We start from the raw sequence: 19,437 nt of genomic DNA on the forward strand, positions 1-19,437 counted from the left end.
TCATGGATGAATTAAAGCCCGAAGAACAAGCTCGTGTTTTGATAGATGAAATGCTCGCCGCAGCCGGCTGGGCAGTTGTTCCGCGTACTGAGTATTTGGATGTTCCGCATGCACAGGCGGTTACCGAGGCCTTAACTAAAGGAAATAACGAAGCTGATTATCTGCTTTTCTTAGATGGAAAGGCTATTGGTGTTTTAGAGGCTAAACGTGCTGAAAATTCTCTAGGTGGAAAAGTTGCAGAACAAACGGCGAAGTATTCCGCAGGGGCGCTTCCTTGGTACCAAACATGGACAAAACCTTTGCCATTCCTTTTCATGTGTAATGGCGACAAGTTGCTGTTCTGCGACCGAAGGGATTTCGCTGCTGGAGAGCCTCTGGAGTTCCTTGAACTTAAAAAGATGTTCACGCCGAAAGAAGTCGCAATTCGTGCGGAACTTAAATCTGAATTTGCAAAAATGCCTGCGGTTCCCGCAGTGCAGACGAAGGCCAAAGCAGGTTTGCGCCAATGCCAGTACGATGCAATTTGCAACTTGGAACTGAGCTTTAAGCATGGCAAGAAAAAGGCTTTGATTGTCCTTGCAACGGGTGCTGGTAAAACATTTACTGCATGCACAGCGGCGTATCGTTTGCTCAATTATACCCCGGCTAAAAAAGTCTTGTTCCTGGTGGACCGCAACAACCTTGGCAAACAAGCCGAAGGCGAGTTCGGGACGTACAAGCTTACGGAAACAGGAATTCCGTTTAGTGATGAGTATGTCGTTCAGCGTCTCCACAACGTGAAGGATATCGAAAAGTCCCATGTGGTGATATCCACCATTCAGCGTCTTTATGCTGTTTTGACCGGGCAAACCTTTGTTGATACCGATGATGACGAATCAGAACTTGATGGCGACTCAACAAACGATCAGTCCTCCGTAAGCATTGAACTTCCGCAAGATTTGAAGGTTGCAAGAGATACCTTCGATTTGATTATTGTGGATGAATGCCACCGTTCCATTTATGGCAAATGGAAACAGGTGCTCGATTATTTCAATACGGCCCGTGTCGTTGGATTGACTGCGACTCCGACCGAAGAGGCTTACGCGTTCTTCAACAAGAATACGGTGGTAGAATACACCCTCGAAGATTCTATCCGCGATGGCGTGAACGTACCCCCGCGCGTATTCCGCATCAAGACTTTAGTCAGTTCGCAGGGAGGGACAATCGGTCAGGGCGAACACGTAGAGCGCATTACGCTCTTGGATGGTTCCAAGCAAAAGAAAATTCAGAAAGAGGACCAAAAGTACGAAAGTACCGAACTAGACCGCAGTGTCGTGAACCCGGCACAGATTAGGCTCGTAGTTGACTCCTTTAAGCAAGCCATTTATTCGTCGCTTTACCCAGAACGTTTGGGCGATGACCCTGTCCGCAATTGGAAATATATTCCCAAGACGCTTTTCTTTGCAAAGACCGACAGCCACGCCGACAACATCGTTGATGCCATCAAACAGTCCTTTGCTGTTGAATTTGAAAAGGTGGGGCTCAAACTCCCCGAAAAGTTCGTGCAGAAGATTACTTGTAAAGCAGGAAATTCCAATCAGCTGATTTCCGATTTCAGGAACGAGAAGGAATTTCGCATTGCGGTGACGGTGACGCTTGTGGCGACCGGTACGGATGTGAAACCTTTGGAAGTCCTAGTGTTCATGCGCGATATCAATTCTGCCGTACTTTACACGCAGATGAAAGGTCGCGGTTGCCGAACGATGGACGACGACAAATTCCAGCTTGCAACTCCGAACGGAACGAGTAAGGACTGTTTCTACTTAGTCGATGCGGTTGGTGTTACCGAACACGAAATGAAACTTCCGGGTGCGGCTAGCGATGCGGAATTTCACAAGACCTTGGGACTCGAAAGGTTGATGGAACGCCTGGCCCATGGCGAAGTTCCTGATGAGCACTTGAATTTGTTTGCGGGCTATCTCTCGAAAATAAACAACAAGGCCGAACAAGAAGATTTGAGCGAAGTAAACAAGTTGCTAGCTCCGACATCCCTGTATTTCTTTGTAAGTCGAATTTATGACGCCCTCACAGGTAAGAACGAATTCTCGACGCATCCTTTACCGGAATACAAGGATATCAACGACGCTAACATTGAACGCAGGGAATTGATTTCTGCAGTCATCAACAATGTCAAGGTTCGCAAGGTTCTCCTTGAAATCAATCGTGGCTTTATCAAGATTCAGCATGAAGGCACTGATAGTCTAGTTTACTCCGGTTTCAGCATTGATGAATCTAAAAAGTATGCGGAAATTTTTAAGGATTTTATTGAGCAGAATCGTGATGAAGTGGAAGCTCTGCGCATTATCTACAACAGCGAAGATGTTGCCATTACCTACGAAATGCTCTCGGATTTGAAGCGCAAACTCGAAAAGTTCAATCCGATGCTGAACGAAAAGAATCTTTGGACTTGCTACAAGACATTGTCCGTGAATAAAGTGGGGAAGGCCGGAAAAGTAAAGGACCTGGAAAAGGACGAAGTTGGCCTTTTGACGAACCTTATACAGTTAGTACGTTATGCTTTGGGGCAAAAAGAGTCGCTTTATTCATTGCAAAGCACTTCTGCCAGCCTTTTTGAATTATACTGCGGTCAAAATCAACGCGTGTTAAACGAAGATCAAAAGCAGGTGCTTAAGAGGATTGCTCAATATGTTGTGCAGAACGGTTGTGTCTCGGCGCCAATCCTGATGCAGTATGAAAAACCTCTATTCTTGCAAGCGGCAAAATTCTTCGGCCCGCAAAATGTTAATACCGAAATCCAGAACCTGACAAAGTTCATGTTCCAGTAAAGAAAGATGAAAAAACAGATTGAAGTAAAATCCGAAACGACATTGACAAAAAAGGTCTGGAATATGGCCGATGTGCTGGCGGCTGCCGGTGTGGGCTTTACCGACTACATTATCCAGCTGACTTACTTGTTGTTCCTGAAAATGGATGCAGAAAAGGAATCCTACGGATTGGGGAGTGCCATTCCCAAGGGCAATCGCTGGACGGATTTACTTTCTCTTGACGGTCCGGATTTGCAGGCGAAATACGAAAAAATTCTTGAAACGCTCAAATCCAAAGACGGTCTGATTGGCGCAATCTTTACCGAAGCGCAGAACAAGATTCAAAAGCCCGCCATGCTAAAAAAGCTCATCAACATGATTGATGAAGAAAACTGGTTCAGCATGGAAGGCGACATCAAGGGTGCTATTTACGAAAGCATTCTTGAAAAGAACGGCCAAGATAAAAAGAGCGGTGCAGGGCAGTATTTTACTCCACGTCCGCTTATTAACGCCATGGTCGATGTCGTGGCTCCGAAAATTACGGAAACCGTTGCAGACCCCGCTTGTGGAACGGGTGGCTTTTTGCTTGCTGCATACGATTACATGAAGCGCCAGAGCAACGATATCGAAAAGTTGAAGTTCTTGCAGACAAAGGCTCTTAGCGGTAATGACATCACGCCCTTGGTGGTGACCTTGGCGAGCATGAACCTTTATTTGCACGATGTCAGCCCGGATACGACTCCTGTCAAGTGTGTTGATTCCTTGGAGCACGAACCTGAACATTTGGTGGATGTTATTTTGGCGAATCCTCCTTTCGGAACGCGTCCGGCAGGTAGCGTGGATATTACCACCATGCGCACCGACTTGATTGTCACGACGACCAACAATCAGCTGAACTTTTTGCAGCACATGATGTTGATGCTCAAGGATGGTGGCCGTGCGGGCGTGGTGTTGCCGGATAATGTTCTCTTTGCAGATGGTGCGGGTGAAACGCTTCGCAAAAAACTTTTGACCGAGTTCAACCTCCACACAATTCTTAGGCTCCCTACGGGAATTTTCTATGCGAACGGCGTGAAGGCGAATGTGCTGTTCTTTGTCAAGGGAAGCCCCACCAAGGAAACTTGGTTCTATGATTACCGTACAGGCGTCAAACACACGCTTGCGACAAGACCCCTGAAACGCAGCGATCTTGATGATTTTGTGAGTTGCTACAATGCAAAGAATATCGCTAAACGCAAAGAAACTTGGAGCGAAGAAAACCCGACCGGGCGGTGGCGCAAGTATAGTGTCAAGGAACTCCTGGCCCGCGACAAGACGAGCCTCGACATAACTTGGATTAAGGACAAGGACGATATTGAAGACGTGACGCTTACCGATCTTTTGGCAAACATCAAGAACGAAGCGAAGGAAATTGCCGCCCACTCCGAAAAACTCGCCAAGATGCTCAAGGGAATCGACGGATGAATACGAAACTCCTGAAGCAAAAAATCCTTGACCTCGCCATTCGCGGAAAGCTCACGCAACAACTCAAAAGTGACGGCTCCGCTGCTGATTTGTTGAAAGAAATATGCGATAGGACTCAAGAAAAAACGTCATTGCGAGCGAAGCGCGGCAATCCATCGCCCCAAACAATAATCCCCCTCGACAAAAGCGAAGCCCCCTTTGAAATCCCGGCAAATTGGGAATGGGTGAGACTAAACCAAATAACAGAATTAATAGAAGACTGTCCGCACTCTACAGCTTGTGATGAAGGAGCTGGATATCCTTTGATAAGAACTCCAAATATTGGGTTTGGACATCTAATTTTGGAAGGCGTTCACAGGGTATCAGAAGATGTATATCGAAGAAGAAATTTGCGAGCGACTCCACAGTCGAATGATTTAATTTTTGCACGAGAAGCCCCTGCTGGGAATATTGCTGTAATAAAAGATGGTCAAGAGGTTTGTTTGGGACAAAGAACGGTGCTTGTACGTCCTCTTCGGAATATTCTTTGTTCTTATTATTTGGCGTATTATATTCTTTCTTCTATTTCTCAGAAACGCCTTGTAGAATGTTCTGGAGGATCTACTGTAGCTCATGTAAATTTATCTGTATTTCGTTCGTATGAAGTACCTCTCCCTCCGTTAGCGGAACAGCAACGTATTGTCGAAAAAATTGAAGAAGCCTTTGCTGAAATCGATGCCATCGAAAAGAACAAAGAACTCCTCAAAACCCATATCAAGCAAACCCGCCAAAAAATCCTTGACCTCGCCATCCACGGCAAACTCGTTCCCCAAAACAAATCCGACGAACCCGCCAGCGTTTTGCTAGAACGAATAACACGTGATAACCCCCATTATGAGAAGTTGACCGATGTTCCCTTTGAAATCCCTGATTCTTGGGAATGGGTAAAATTGGGTGATGTTGGTTTATACAAAAAGGGGCCTTTTGGCAGCGCATTGATAAAGTCAATGTTTGTACCTAAAGGACCTAACACAGTAAAGGTATACGAACAAAAAAACGCCATTCAAAAAAATGAATCGTTAGGAGACTACTATATCACTAAGGATTATTTTAATTCGGTGATGAAAGGCTTTGAAGTTCGTCCGGGAGACATTCTTGTAAGTTGTGCAGGCACAATTGGTGAAACTTTTATTTTGCCAAGTGGATGCGAGCAGGGTATCATTAACCAAGCTTTAATGAGAATGAAAATTTTCTCATTTGTTAATGATAAATATTTTTTGTATTATTTTGATTTTGTTTTAAAAACACTTTCCGAAAAAGAAGGAAAGGGAACCGCAATCAAAAATATTCCCCCATTTGCCGTATTCAAAACGTTTCCCTTTCCACTTCCGCCATTGGCAGAGCAGAAAAGAATCGTAGATAGGATTGAAGAAATCTTTGCGTCGTTAGACGAGATTTCGCTCCATTTGGTCTAGCGTAGAAAACAGTTCTTCAATCTTTGCAACAATCCGAGATTGCTCATTAAGTGGAGGAATCGCAATAAACGATTTTCTCATTTGCTCTAAATAGAAACCCAATTGAGCTGTTCCTGTTGCATTCTCCACTATGTATTTTTGATAGTAATTAGAATCGAAGAAATATTTCAAGTACTTATTATAAATATTGGTATGTATGACGGATACACTTCTCTGAAAACAATATTTGCCATCACCCGAAAAAACACAACTTCGCCCCAAACTTCCAACGGATGTAAAAAGAATATCGCCTTTTTCTAATTTCGTTCGAAGGTTTTCTTCTTCAAACATATCTTTCGACAAATAACGTACATTTTCAAGATCAACGATATCATTGTCGTTGATGTTTCGAGAAGAAAGCATAATGTATTCTGTTGTGCGATTGAGTCCTTTAGGTGGATTATGGTCTCCATCTATTAGCTTATCGCAAATATTCCCTAGCCTGCACCACACCCAATTTTGGGGTATTTCAAAAGGTTCGTCCTCTATCTTCTCATAATGGGGGTTATGTTTTTTTTGATACACCCTTTTTAACTAATGAAAAATATTGTATTTTATATGCAATTATTTGAACTAGCTCCTTAAATGATGGCGTATAATGAAAAATAAAAATAGATGTGACAATGTAAAAGTTATTTGTGTTGCAAGAAACAACCTTATCTTATTGTTTGTTGCAGTTCTTTTATTTATTCTAGCATCCTTTTGCAAACCTGTTTTTTTATTAGATCAAAATCAAATTTTATACCTTTTTTCTGCATCAGCGCAGGTTTTAGCTGCTGTTTATGGATTGGTATTAACAGCGTTCTCATTTGTTCAGGGTTCGATTGAAAAAAGGGGTGCTAAAGACCCTGATTTGGAAGGTATTTGGGATCGCATGAATCAAAAGTGTTTCAAAATGCTGATTTATATCAGTATAATGACATTTCTTTCAATTGTTCTTTGCATGATAACGATGTCGTCGTATGATGAGAGAAATATCTGCAAATTCTTTGCAAATGTTTCCATAGTATTTACTGTGAACGATTTGTATTTAATAATAAAATTTGTTATTAGATTTGCGAATCCGAAGTGGGAAGATACTATAAGAGGGGAGGTTATAAAAGAGTTTGGTGGTAATGACGTAAAAAGTGTTGGCTCAGGAAATGATAACTCAGTTCAACTTTTTTTGGCATATTTTCAAAAAATAGAACGAGCATTAGGAAAGGCTTCTGCTCCTTTCATCAATTATAATAGGTATTCTAGATCGAGATTTGTATCAAAAAAAGAAATGCTGATGATTCTTTTGAAAAATGGTTATTTTAAAAATGATAATATAGTCCCCAAAATTTTAGATTTAATTCCCTTTAGAAATAGCCTTGTTCATAGTTCTATAGAACAGGGTGTTCCTGATGAAATGATGCGGTTGGTTAAAGAAGTGCTAGAGAATTTAAAAGAAGCATTGAAGGAAACAAAAGAGCTTAGAGGTTTTGATTGGGATGTGAAATTGGGCTGATAAAGGCCGATTCGTTGTTGAATTTGTCGCCTAAAAAAACAATGAATCATTCATTTGAGTAAAAATTGTTTTTATATAAACCGAGATTTTTTCAAGAAAATCTCCAAACCTCTTGACAATTTTTTAAAATAGTGTATATTTGTGCAGTAGTCCGTTTTTTATAGCATGTAAACGGAGTGAGGTAGTATATGAGCAAGCAGAATGTGTCGACTTTTACCGCATCAAAATCAGCCGGCAAACTCTATTTTTCCCTAATTTCTGGTGTCAAAATGCCGCAAATTTGCTCAATTTGCGAAAAAAGTGCTTATTACATGGCGGAAAGTGGGGTGAAAAGTACACTTTCCGCAGTGCAATCGGGCATTTTTGGCGAAATTCGCTCAATTATCGGACGTCATGAGGAGAAAAAAGTTCTCCAAAGGTGTGTGGATAGTGAAAGAGCTGAGTTTGTCGCGATATATGGTCGCAGGAGAATCGGCAAGACTTTTCTGGTAAAGCAGTTCTTTGAAAGCTCGTTTGATTTTTATACGACTGGAGTCTATCAGGTCTCTCGTTCTGAACAATTGAAAAATTGGCAAAAGCAATTACTGAAATACAGTAAACAGAGAAGGAACACGCCTAAAGATTGGTTTGAGGCTTTTGATCAGCTTCAAGAGTATCTGCAATCCTTAAAAAAGGAACGGTTTGTCGTTTTTATTGATGAATTGCCTTGGCTCGATACTCCCAAATCGAATTTCCTAAAGGCTCTTGAAATGTTTTGGAACAGCTGGGGTTCTGATTGCAATCGACTAAAGCTGATTGTTTGTGGCAGCGCCACAACCTGGATGATTAATAAACTGCTAGGTGATAAGGGCGGTTTGCACAATCGTGTGACAATGCCGATTTGCCTTTCTCCGTTCACCTTGCACGAAACAAGTCAATACTTGACTTATATGGGCTTTGACTGGTCCGATATGGAAGTTATCGAGACTTACATGGTATTGGGTGGAGTTCCTTATTATTTGTCTCTGTTGAGCCCCTCTTTAAGTTTGCGGCAAAATATAGACAACCTGTTTTTTAAGCGTAACGCGGTGTTAAAAACGGAATATGACTTCCTTTTTAACTCGCTTTATAGCGAGGCGCAAGCATACAAGAAAGTTGTGGAACTTTTATCGTCAAAAATGATTGGCATGACTCGTAGCGAGATGATGTCGAATCTTAAACTTTTGGACAATGGTTTTTTCTCGATAGTTCTTGATAACTTGGAAAAATGCGATTTTATTCGGCATTATCAATCTTTCGGAAAAAGAAAAAACGAAGCGTTATACCAGCTGACGGACATGTTCACACTGTTCTTTGTGCGGTTTGTCAAGAATTATAACGGCATGGATGAAAATGCCTGGAGTCATTTGCCCGATGGCAAACGCAATGCTTGGCAAGGTTACGCTTATGAACAGGTTTGCATACACCATATAAACCAAATAAAAAAAGCTTTGGGCATATCAGGGATTGCAAGTGATGTTTGCTCATGGACTAAAAAAGGAGAGAACGGCGCACAGATAGATTTGGTTATTGATCGGAGCGATAGGGTGATTGACTTATGCGAAATCAAGTATTGCGATCGACCGTTTGAAATCAAAAAAGATTATGCAGATTGGCTTAAAGAACGACGTGATATTTTTAGAGAGAATGTGCGAACGAACAAGACTTTGCACCTGACCATGATTACCCCCTTTGGATTGGCTAAAGGGAAATATGAATCCTGTGTTCAAGGATGTGTGACTGCAGCAGACCTTTTTCAATAAGGAGAGGAGATACTTGCGATGGATTGTTTCGTTTTCTACCTTGCAGAAAGACCTTCGTTTTACCAGTATCTGGAAGGGCAGAACCTTGCTGTCAATACGATGGATTCGTATTGCTGGACAGCGGACTTCTTCAAGTCGCATTTCGGACGGTTCGGTCGTAAGTCGCTGGCTGATTATAAGAGTTTTCTTTTAGAAAATTACAAACCCAAAACTGTTAATTTGCGAATTCAGGGCATCAACAAGTATTTGGATTTTGCAGGCAAATCGAAGTTACGGATCAAGAATGTCAAGGTTCAGCAAAAAAGTTTTCTGGAAAATGTCATTAGCGATGCCGATTACAAATTTTTGAAAACTAGTCTATTGCAAGATGGTCAGACTAAGTGGTATTTTGTCGTGTGGTTTCTATCGGCGACGGGAGCCCGTGTAGGGGAACTTGTGAAACTCAAGGTGGAACATGTGGAATGCGGATATTTCGACATCTACGGAAAGGGCGGAAAGTTGCGTCGGCTCTACATTCCTGAGACATTGCAAAAAGAATCTTTGCGCTGGTTGGAAAGTGAAGGCCGCTCCAGCGGATACCTGTTCTTGAATCGTTTTGGCAAGGAGATTACCCCGCGGGGGATTGCATCGCAACTGAAAGCGTTCGCAATGAAGTATGGCCTAGATGAAGCCGTCGTTTATCCCCATTCGTTCCGTCACCGGTTTGCCAAGAATTTCTTGGAAAAGCGAAACGACATCGCTTTGCTTGCTGACCTTATGGGGCACGAACATATCGAAACGACTCGTATTTATTTGCGCCAGACAGCAAGTGAACAACGTGAAGTTGTGAATAAGGTGGTGACGTGGTAAACTTAAAAAAGTCCGCATTTTATTGCGAACTTTTATACAAAGTAAATTTATGTAAAACGCCTAACAGAGGTGTGTTTAACGGCAGGTCTTCGTCCGAGATTTTCCTAACCCCTAAAACTAAACCCTTAATACCTATAAACTAGAATGCCTGGTAAATCTTGAAGATCGCGAGAATCTTTCCGATGATTGCCGGAATGCCTGGGCACAAGAAGCAGAGGATAACGCGTGTGACGCGGTTCTTCCACCAGCGCTTGACTTGCCAAATGTCGTCGGTGAGTGTTTCCATTTCTTGCACGCGAGGCGGTCGCATATAGACCTGCGTGAGTGCCGTAAAGAACCCGACTCCGATAAGCGGTGTAAGCCCAGTGAACGGAGCCATGATCAGCGCTACAAGTATGGTGACCGGATGGCCGCCTGCGATGATTGTTCCGAGCATGGCGCCACCGCCGGTAAGCATGGCCCACTGGAGGCTCAACTGCCCAGCCTTTTCAATTCCAGCAACGTAACCGATGAGGGCGATGCTTGCAATAATCAGGAATGTAATTGTCCAGCCGATAATCTTCCAGAGCGAAGCACCCTTCGGGATGACAGAGATGGATTCTTCGCTTGGCAGTTCCTTGTCTTCTTCGATGATGCTTGCGATACCGCGTAGGTGACCTGCGCCAATGACGGCGACAATCTTGTTGCCTGGAGCGTTCTTGATCTTGCTTGCGAGGAACTGGTCGCGTTCGTCGATAAGCACCTGCTTCACTTCGGGGAACGTCTTTCCGAATTCCTGCATCATGGAATTGAGGGCGTCCTTTTCCTTGATTTTTTGCAGTTCTTCTTCGCTGATTTCAGTCTTGTCGAAGATGCTTGCAAAAAGCCCTCCGAGGAGGCTGAACTTGCGGTACCACGGGGTGCAGGCCCAAGTGCGTCGGAGCGTTATCTTGATGTCTCGGTCGGCGAGAACCAGTGGAATATTTTTGCTGTTGGCAACGTCAACCGCCTCCTTCAGTTCGGAACCGGGCTTGACGCCTGTCTGTGCGCCCATACGTTTTTGATACGAGCCCAGAACGAGGTTTGCGATGAGGGTTGCCAGTTGCTTTTTCTTGATGACATCTCTCAGGTCTGTATTTTTCCAACGGTCGGGGTCCTGGATGGACTTGAGGCGCCCGTCGTCGAGTTCTACGCAGACCGTGTCCGGAGATTCGGCTTCGATGGTCTCATGGACCAGGTCCTTGGAAACTTGCGAAATATGGGCGGTACCTACGAGGACAATTTCCCTGTTGTCCTTGGTATGGATACGGTAGACGTCGGACTTTCCTCCCGACACAGGTTCCTTGATTTCTTCAGACTGAGAATTGGTTTCATTCATACGGTAGACGTAATGTAGAAAAAGATGGGCCTTTTTTTCAAAAAGTGGTTAATTTGGGCACTTTTTATGGTGAAAACGGAAAAAAATTAGAATGACATATTTAATAAATAAGTGTATATTTTGGTAGGATTTTTTTCGGAGGAGTACCCCATGAAAAAATTATTAGTTCTTTTGTCTGCAATGAGTTTGTTCTTCCTGGGCTGCGCTGGCACGCCGCAGGATAACGGTGAAGCGTTGGATAACGCTCTTGTCACCTTCACGTCTAATGTCCAGAGCTCCCGTTGGCAAGAAGCCCTTTCCAATGTGACACCGGACGAAGCTCGCCAGATTGGTACGTCTGATGGCTACGAATTTTTGCCGGAATACCAGACTGCTGCAAGCCGTCTTCCGCTCTCTACCCTCCGCAAGGCCGGTCTTAGCGTCGATAGCGATGGTCGCCTCGTCGGTATCAAGGCCGTCATGGACGAAACCAACGAACGCTACAAGGTTTCCGAAGACCAGGCTAAGGTCGGTACGAACCTGAAGCAGATGGAAGACGACCGCATCAAGCGCCGCCTCGAAGAAGGCCAGAAGATTCTCCAGGAAGAAGAAGCTACGGCTCACCAGGAACAGCAGGTCGAAGTGCTCACCAACCGCCTTACTGACGATGAAAAGCGCAAGTATGGCAGCACCGGTGAACTCCTCGCTCCGGAATCCACTCGCGAAGACGGTACTGTTGAAGAATCCTATAATGGTGACTACAGGTAAGCAAGTCATTTTGGGTGAATCTTTTTTGTAGATTTAATTCCCTCGACGGTTCGTCGGGGGATTTTTTGTAGGAGTGTCCTATGTATCGAGTTTTTGCATCATTTGCCATGCTTATGACCTTGGGCCTAGCTGCTTGTGGTACGGACTGGAGTGCAGGCCCGGATGATGGGGGCGCCTCTTTCAGCAGGCGTTTCCATTACTATTATGAAGTGGACTGCCGCTACGACGCCTTTGATCAGCCCTACGATTGCTCGGATACTTATACCATGTCTCCATCCATGAGTGTTGATTTGCGGATCACCCACGATGGTTATGCCACCCTTTGCGTCGATGATGAATGCTCCTATTACGATCCGGGTGAATACGATGCCGGTTATGACCACGGGGATCGCTATTATGACTTTTCGGGGGATGATACCCGCATGGTCGTCTATGCGGACGGCTCCGAACTCATCTATATCGACTCCTATAAGGGATATGCAAGCTATTATTATCACGATTACTATGACGCATATTGATTTCTCTGGGGAGATTTTCTATCTTTAGCCCCACTCATGAGTAATTCGGAAAATTTTGTTATCGCCCTTGATGGGGGCTCTGGCACAGGCAAGAGTACTACCGCAAAGATTATTGCAAAAAAATTGGGCATTACCTACCTCGACACTGGTGCGATGTACCGCGCCGTGACGCTTGCCGCTCTCGATGCCGGTCTTTCCGCTGAAGAAGGCAAGGCTATGGACGAATTGCTCTCTAACCTCACACTCGGGTTCGACTCCGAAAACCACATCCTCATTAACGGTGTCTGCCGCGAATCTGAAATCCGTGGCATGCGCGTTTCGAGCAACGTGAGCATCTACTGTGCCCTCCCGTCGGTCCGCGCTGCCATGACCAAGCAGCAGCGCGAAATTGGCAAGAAGCAGAGTTGCATCCTGGATGGCCGCGATATCGGAACCGTCGTTTTCCCCGATGCGAAGTACAAGTTTTTCATGGTCACAGACGTGAAGGTCCGTGCCGAACGCCGCTACAAGGAACTCCTTGAAAAAGGCGAAAAAGTTACCCTCGAAGAAGTCCTCAACAACTTGGTCGAACGCGACCGCCTGGACTCCTCTCGTGCAACCGCCCCGTTGAAGAAGGCGGACGATGCTATTGAAATTGACACTACACACATCTCAATCGAACAACAGGTTCAAAAGATTCTCGACTACGTAGGTGTAGTGGCGTAGCCTGAATCCTTTGTTACCACAACCCAATTAACTAATATGTCTCAAAATCTCAAATTCGGAACTCAAGAAGATCTCGAAGAAATTCTCGCCGCTCAGGGTGAATGCTCCCCGGACTTCCGCAAGGCTAACGCTGACGTCTATGCCGGCATGGGCTGCCTCGAACAGGGCAAGCTCGTCACGGGTAAGATCAGCCAGGTGAACGACCAGGAAGTTCTCGTCGACGTGAACTACAAGTCCGAAGGCGTTATTGATCGCGCTGAATTCAAGGATACTGATTCTCTCGAACTCGGTTCCGAAATCGAAGTGTTCGTCGAAAAGCTCGAAGACGAAGACGGTCGCCTCATCCTCTCCAAGCAGAAGGCTGACTTCGTTCGCGTGTGGGATCGCATCCACGCTGCATTCGAAAACAACGAAGTCGTACGCGGCACTCTCACGAAGCGCATCAAGGGCGGCGTTGTCGTCGACCTCTTTGGTATCGATGCCTTCCTCCCGGGCTCTCAGATCGACCTCCGTCAGATTCCGGACATCAACGCTCTTATCGGCCAGGAATTCGACCTCAAGGTTATCAAGGTCAACAAGGCTCGTCGCAACATCGTCGTTTCTCGCCGTGTTGTTCTCGAAGAAGAACGCAACAAGCAGCGTGGCGACGTTCTCGAAACTCTCGAGAAGAACCAGGTCCGCAAGGGTATCGTCAAGAACATCACCGACTTCGGTGCATTCATCGACCTTGGCGGCGTAGATGGCCTCCTCCACATCACCGACATGAGCTACAAGCGCATCAACCACCCGTCCGAAATGCTCCAGCTCGGTCAGGAAGTCGAAGTCATGGTCCTCGACTTCAACGACAAGAAGGAACGCATCTCTCTCGGCATGAAGCAGCTTAAGCCGCATCCGTGGAAGGATATCGCCGAACGTTATCCGGAAGGCGCTATCGTTAAGGGTAAGGTTGTTTCCATCACTGATTACGGTGCATTCGTCGAACTCGACAGCGGTGTTGAAGGTCTCATCCACGTTTCTGAAATGTCCTGGACCCAGCACGTCAAGCACCCGTCCAAAATCCTCACCGTCGGTCAGGAAGTCGAAGCTGTTGTTCTCAAGGTTGAAGAAGATGCAGAACGTATCTCTCTCGGCATGAAGCAGCTCGAATCTGATCCGTGGGATTCTATCGAAACCGAACTTCCGCCGGGCGCACGCGTCGTCGGTGAAATCCGCAACATCGCTTCCTTCGGCGCATTCGTCGAAATCAAGGAAGGTGTTGATGGCCTCATCCACGTCTCTGACATGTCCTGGACCAAGAAGATCACCCACCCGAACGAAATGGTCAAGAAGGGTGACAAGGTTGAATGCGTCGTTCTCGCCGTCGATAAGGAAAAGCGCCGCATTTCTCTCTCCATGAAGCACCTCACCGAAGATCCGTGGGATTCTATCGATTCCACCTACCCGGTTGACTCCGAAGTCAAGGGCAAGATCGTTCGCATGCTCGACCGCGGCGTCGTGGTTGAACTCGCTGACGGTATCGAAGGCTTCATCCCGGTCTCCAAGCTCACCGCTGAATACATCAAGGTTCCGGCCGATGCATTCAAGGTTGGCGACGAAGTTCCGGCTGTCGTGACCGAAATCGATCAGAACAACCGCAAGATCTACCTCTCCGTTGTTGACTACTTCAAGAACCGTGAATCCGCTGAACTCAAGGCTTGGATGGACTCCCACAAGCCGGGCGAAAACGGCACCACGATTGGCGAAGCTGTTGCTCCGAAGAAGAAGGCTTCCAAGAAGAAGGCTGAAAAGTCCGAAGAAGAAGCTTAATTTAGTTTCTGACTAAAGCTTAAAGGAATCCCGCGGGTAACCGTGGGATTTCTTTTTTTGTAACGTCACCCCGGTTGCATCGTCACCCCGGTTGCATCGTCACCCCGGTTGCGTCGTCACCCCGGTTGCATCGTCATCCTGAGCGTAGCGAAGGATCCAGTCACGTCTCGCCATGTGTCACCCTGAACGGAGTCGAATGGCTCTAGTAACTGTGACTTTCCACTCTTGTCATTCCGGCCTCCGAGCCGGAATCCCCTTACGTATTTACGAATGGAGATGCCCGCCTTCGCGGGCATGACAACGCCTGCATTGTCTTCTCTCGCCTTGCTCACTTTTGACGCCTACGGCGTCCGCTGCTTCGGCTCGGAAATGCAAAAACAAGTTTTTGCGCTTCTCTCGCCTTGTGTGCTTTTTCTATCTTGCAGTTCATGAATCTCGCTGGAAAGAAAATCCTTCTTGGAGTCTCGGGCGGAATTGCCGCCTACAAGTCTTGTGAACTCTTGCGCCTGTTGCAAAAGAAAGGCGCCGAAGTGCGCGTCTGCATGACCGAAGCCGCCACACAGTTCGTGGCCCCACTTACATTTGCAAGCCTCTCCAAATGCCCTGTTTACCTGAAAAACGGCGCCGTCGAAGCACGCCCTTTCCAGCACATCGATTTCCCGCGTTGGGCGGACCTTTATCTCGTTGTTCCGGCGACCGCAAACGTTATCGGCAAGTTTGTCTATGGCATTGCCGATGACCCTGTGAGCCTCTGCTTTATGAGTTGCACGGGTCCGCGTTTTATCGCTCCCGCGATGAATGTCGCGATGTTCAATTCTCCGGCGGTCAAGCGCAATCTCGAAACGCTCCGCAGTTTTGAAAATACGTTCGTGATGGACAGCCCGGCGGGCGAGCTCGCCTGTGGCGAAGTCGGCAAAGGCCGCCTCCTCGACCCTGCAGAAATCGTGGAATATCTGGAAGGTGCAAATGTCATGCCGGACTCCATGTCATCCCGGATTTATTCCGGGACGGCATCGCCTATTTCATCTGCGTCAAATTCGTCATCGCAACCCGTTGTCCTGAACAACGTGAAGGACTGTTCGCAACCCGTCACCCTGAGTGAAACGAAGGGTCCAGTCAAATCTTGCCCAACGCAATCTCCTGCTGCGCAATTCCTTCAAGAAACCGCCTTGCAGGACCTTCCCGCATCCGGTGAACGTGTTCCTCGAGTCCTCATCACGGCTGGCCGCACCGAAGAAGCGATTGACCCCGTGCGTTACATTAGCAACCGCAGCAGCGGAAAGACTGCTGTTGCCATTGCCGCGACGTTCCTGGCGAACGGCTTTGATGTGAGCGTTGTCGCTGGCCCGATGGAAGCTGAATTTCCGGGTGCCGTCCACGTGACAAAAATCAAGAGCGCTTGCGACATGCACAAAGCCGTTCTCGAACAGATGAAAAACGCTGATGTGCTCGTGCATTGCGCTGCCGTGGCCGATTACCGCCCGAAGGTGGCCGCCACCGAAAAAATCAAGGATAGCCGTAGCCAACTCATTTTGGAACTGGAACCGAATCCGAACATCTTGCGTGACAGTGTTGCTCAAAAGCGTGCAAATCAGGTCATTGTCGGTTTTGCGCTTGAAACGGATCATTTCAAGGAACATGCTGCTGAAAAGCTCAAGAAGAGCGGTGCTGATGCGCTTTTGCTCAATGCTCCTGTGGCCTTGAACAGCGGTTTCGGTTTTGACGAAGTCCGTTACACATTGATCCGCGCGAACTCTCGCAATGCACAAGAATCCGGCGACTCTCGAAACGCCGCAGAGGTTGAAATTCCCGAGATGAAGATGGGCTCCAAAATCGATCTCGCGCAAGAAATTGTAGATTTTAGCCTTGATCAGTTAAAGAACGCTTAGAGGAACGGTATGCCCGAAGAATTTGATTTTAGCGAACTTCGCAAATATCTGCAAGGCCAAATGGACATGGGCGAGGAGGACTTGCTCCTCGATGAACCGTGGACATTGACCCGTAAAAAGTCCGCCGTTCCTGCTGGGGCTCCGCGCCCGGCAAATCCGATGCCGCAAATGCAGCGCCCGGCGAACCCGGCGCCATTCCCGCAGCATTCGGCTCCCGCGAATCCTGCTCCGATTCCGCAGCAATCGCCGTTCCAGTCTCCTGCGCAGTCTGCATTCCAGCAGTCCGCTTTTCAGCAACCTTCATTCGGCGCTCCCACGCAACCTGCGCCTTCTCCGCGTCCGGCCCCGGCGCCAAAGCTCGATGCAGGCCTCACCATTGCCCCGCGCGCCGTCAAGAAAACGACTGCCGCGTACGAACTCGCCGATTCCATCGGCGCCTTCTACGATGCTCTCAAGACCGACGCACTTTACGCGCGTGCCGCGAACGTTGTTCGCTACGAAGGCCCGGAACATCCGCGCCTTCTGATTCTCCTTGCGGCCCCGAAGCCCGGCGAAACCGGCAGCAATTTCTTCCAGTCTCCGACTGGCGAGATGCTTGTGCGTTTGTTCGGAAGCCTCGGTTACGCCCCGGAATCCCTTGGCGTCACGTATTTCTACAAAGATGCTCCGCGAGCACTATCTCCGATCCTGCTCGCTTCGCTCCGTCGAATGCTAACAAAGGAACTTTCCTTTATTGCACCTGAAATCATGATTACCTTTAGCGAACCGCTTTTCTACGATGTGTTCAGCAAGGGCAAGAACTTCAACGAACTCGCAGGAACAGCGCTTGATTTCAATGGCACAAAGACTGTATCGCTTGTCGATGCCTACGCGATGACGACGGACAAGCAACTTAAATGGCTTACGTGGAAGGTCCATATTCCGCGTAGCGGCCTTTTCACCGCCGCCAAGTAGCCGCGCATTACCCCGCGCACTCTCGCAATCACATTGTCATGCCCCACTCGATGGGGCATCTCCTTTTTATGGTCCATTTCACCCCGATTTCGTGCCATCCCCAAAATCCTATGTAAATTTTTATTGTATATTTAAATCGGTATAGTTATGTCTGAAGAAAATAATTCCAAGTCGTTTGATGGTCGCCAAATGCCCGCCGATGTTGAGGCGGAGCGCTGCCTGTTGGGCGGTATTTTGCGTGATCCCGAAGTGATGGGCACCGCAGTTATGGCCATCAGTGACGATGACTTTTTCTACATGGAACGTCATCAGTTGATTTGGAACGCACTTTGCAGTTTGAACAAGGCGGTGACCCCCATCGATCCCGTGACACTTTCGGCGGAACTCACGAAGATGGGTAAGCTCGACATTGTCGGTGGTCGCGAATACATCTTTGAATTGATGGAATCCGTCGCATCGTCGGCGAATGTCCCGTGGCAGTTGGAACACCTCCGCAGTAAGGCGGTGCTCCGCAAGCTCATCCGCACGTCATCCGATATTATCCGCCAGGCAATGGACCCTGCTTCGACTCCGGACAATGTGCTTCAAGATGCCGAACGCGATATCTTTGCGATTGCCGATAACCAGGTGCGCAACACCTTAAAGTCTATCGACAACTTCGTGGCGCCTCTTCTGGAGCGCATCAACAATCGCAGGGAAGGCGGCATTACAGGCGTGCCTACGGGCATTACGGAATTGGATGAACTTACGAACGGTCTCCAGAATTCCGACTTGATTATTCTCGCTGCCCGTCCGGGTGTGGGCAAGACATCTTTCGCTATGACGGTTGCTGCAAACGCCGCTATTCGTTACGGCAAGAACGTCGCGTTCTTCAGCTTGGAAATGGACGGCATCCAGCTTGCTCAACGTCTGCTCTGCTCGCAGGCGCAAGTGGACCAGAGTAGGCTCCGCAACGGTAAGCTCAATTCTGACGAAATCAAGAAGATTATTGCCGCCGTGACTCCGATTAACCAGGCTCCGCTGTTTGTCGATGACAACGCCGACCTCGGTATCATGGAACTCATGAGTAAGGCGCGTCAGCTCAAACACAAGGGCCACCTCGACCTCCTCATCATCGACTACTTGCAGTTGATGAAGACCGGCAAGGAAGAAAACCGTGCTGTTGCAATCGGTGCGATTTCCCGTGGCCTCAAGATCTTGGCAAAGGAACTGAGCATTCCGGTTATTGCACTCGCTCAGCTCAGCCGTAAAGTCGAAGAAAAGGGCCGTGAACGCCCGCAGCTTTCGGACTTGCGTGAATCCGGTTCTATCGAACAGGACGCCGACATGGTGTGGTTCGTGGAACGCCCGTTCGTGCAGACGCATAAGGACGAAGACCGCTACAAGGCAACGCTCATTGTGGCGAAGCACCGTAACGGTTCTGTGAAGGATATCGATATGAGCTTCGTGCCGGAATACACGACGTTCTACGATGCAACCGACCAGCAAGGTATGGAAGGTGGCGACGAAGATTATCAGTATGGTTCAGATGACGATGGCGGTGGACCGCAGGTTGCCGACTTTGGCAGTTTTTAAGGA

The 19,437-nt window shown here is 47.4% G+C and carries 15 protein-coding genes; 13 read left to right on the plus strand and 2 right to left on the minus strand.

Annotated features, from left to right (window positions below; all coding sequences use genetic code 11):
* Window positions 1–2: 2 nt before the first annotated feature.
* The 3 genes from CRN95_RS13470 to CRN95_RS13480 are packed head-to-tail and all read left to right on the plus strand — an operon-like array spanning window position 3 to window position 5,722.
* Window positions 3–2,825: a DEAD/DEAH box helicase family protein gene (locus CRN95_RS13470; RefSeq protein ID WP_097021205.1), complete on the plus strand. Its 2,823-nt coding sequence runs from the start codon at window positions 3–5 to the stop codon at window positions 2,823–2,825.
* A 6-nt stretch (window positions 2,826–2,831) separates the two neighbouring features.
* Window positions 2,832–4,268, plus strand: a complete 1,437-nt coding sequence (locus CRN95_RS13475; protein WP_097021206.1) for a class I SAM-dependent DNA methyltransferase — start codon at window positions 2,832–2,834, stop codon at window positions 4,266–4,268.
* Window positions 4,265–5,722, plus strand: a complete 1,458-nt coding sequence (locus CRN95_RS13480; protein WP_097021207.1) for a restriction endonuclease subunit S — start codon at window positions 4,265–4,267, stop codon at window positions 5,720–5,722. The genes CRN95_RS13475 and CRN95_RS13480 overlap by 4 nt, the downstream gene beginning before the upstream one ends.
* Here the strand turns inward: CRN95_RS13480 and CRN95_RS13485 are convergent.
* On the minus strand, window positions 5,693–6,286 hold the full coding sequence (locus tag CRN95_RS13485) for a restriction endonuclease subunit S (protein WP_200816212.1): 594 nt from the start codon (window positions 6,284–6,286) through the stop codon (window positions 5,693–5,695). The genes CRN95_RS13480 and CRN95_RS13485 overlap by 30 nt on opposite strands.
* 73 nt (window positions 6,287–6,359) lie before the next feature.
* On the opposite strand from CRN95_RS13485, the gene CRN95_RS13490 reads away from it, so the two are divergent.
* The 3 genes from CRN95_RS13490 (at window position 6,360) to CRN95_RS13500 (ending at window position 9,883) form a co-directional block, all read left to right on the plus strand.
* A complete protein-coding gene (locus CRN95_RS13490) occupies window positions 6,360–7,253 on the plus strand; it encodes a hypothetical protein (protein WP_097021208.1) in 894 nt (297 codons plus the stop codon).
* A 188-nt stretch (window positions 7,254–7,441) separates the two neighbouring features.
* Window positions 7,442–9,034: an ATP-binding protein gene (locus CRN95_RS13495; RefSeq protein ID WP_200816213.1), complete on the plus strand. Its 1,593-nt coding sequence runs from the start codon at window positions 7,442–7,444 to the stop codon at window positions 9,032–9,034.
* Window positions 9,035–9,052: 18 nt separating this feature from the next.
* Window positions 9,053–9,883, plus strand: coding sequence for a tyrosine-type recombinase/integrase (locus CRN95_RS13500; RefSeq protein WP_097021209.1), 831 nt, complete (start codon window positions 9,053–9,055; stop codon window positions 9,881–9,883).
* Window positions 9,884–10,022: 139 nt separating this feature from the next.
* On the opposite strand, the gene CRN95_RS13505 is transcribed toward CRN95_RS13500, so the two are convergent.
* On the minus strand, window positions 10,023–11,240 hold the full coding sequence (locus CRN95_RS13505) for a TraB/GumN family protein (RefSeq protein WP_088630872.1): 1,218 nt from the start codon (window positions 11,238–11,240) through the stop codon (window positions 10,023–10,025).
* Window positions 11,241–11,390: 150 nt separating this feature from the next.
* Between CRN95_RS13505 and CRN95_RS13510 the strand changes: the two genes are divergently transcribed.
* From CRN95_RS13510 to dnaB, 7 genes are all read left to right on the plus strand, one after another.
* Window positions 11,391–11,987 carry a hypothetical protein gene (locus CRN95_RS13510; RefSeq protein WP_088630873.1) on the plus strand — a complete coding sequence of 199 codons (597 nt, stop codon included), beginning with the start codon at window positions 11,391–11,393 and terminating at the stop codon, window positions 11,985–11,987.
* An 80-nt stretch (window positions 11,988–12,067) separates the two neighbouring features.
* Complete coding sequence (locus CRN95_RS13515) at window positions 12,068–12,505, plus strand: hypothetical protein (protein ID WP_097021210.1); 438 nt, start codon at window positions 12,068–12,070, stop codon at window positions 12,503–12,505.
* A gap of 36 nt (window positions 12,506–12,541) precedes the next feature.
* Complete coding sequence (gene cmk, locus CRN95_RS13520) at window positions 12,542–13,210, plus strand: (d)CMP kinase (RefSeq protein ID WP_097021211.1); 669 nt, start codon at window positions 12,542–12,544, stop codon at window positions 13,208–13,210.
* A 36-nt stretch (window positions 13,211–13,246) separates the two neighbouring features.
* The gene (gene rpsA / locus CRN95_RS13525) at window positions 13,247–15,016 is read left to right on the plus strand and encodes a 30S ribosomal protein S1 (protein ID WP_088630876.1); all 1,770 of its coding nucleotides are present in this window, start codon (window positions 13,247–13,249) and stop codon (window positions 15,014–15,016) included.
* 428 nt (window positions 15,017–15,444) lie between these two features.
* Entirely contained in the window at window positions 15,445–16,905 is a 1,461-nt protein-coding gene (locus tag CRN95_RS13535) for a phosphopantothenate--cysteine ligase family flavoprotein (RefSeq protein ID WP_097021213.1), read from the plus strand.
* Window positions 16,906–16,914: 9 nt separating this feature from the next.
* A complete protein-coding gene (locus tag CRN95_RS13540; RefSeq protein ID WP_097021214.1) occupies window positions 16,915–17,859 on the plus strand; it encodes a hypothetical protein in 945 nt (314 codons plus the stop codon).
* Window positions 17,860–18,006: 147 nt separating this feature from the next.
* A complete protein-coding gene (gene dnaB, locus CRN95_RS13545) occupies window positions 18,007–19,434 on the plus strand; it encodes a replicative DNA helicase (RefSeq protein WP_088630880.1) in 1,428 nt (475 codons plus the stop codon).
* Window positions 19,435–19,437 lie beyond the last annotated feature (3 nt).

It is taken from the genome of Fibrobacter sp. UWB16 (assembly GCF_900215325.1).
GTDB lineage: Bacteria > Fibrobacterota > Fibrobacteria > Fibrobacterales > Fibrobacteraceae > Fibrobacter.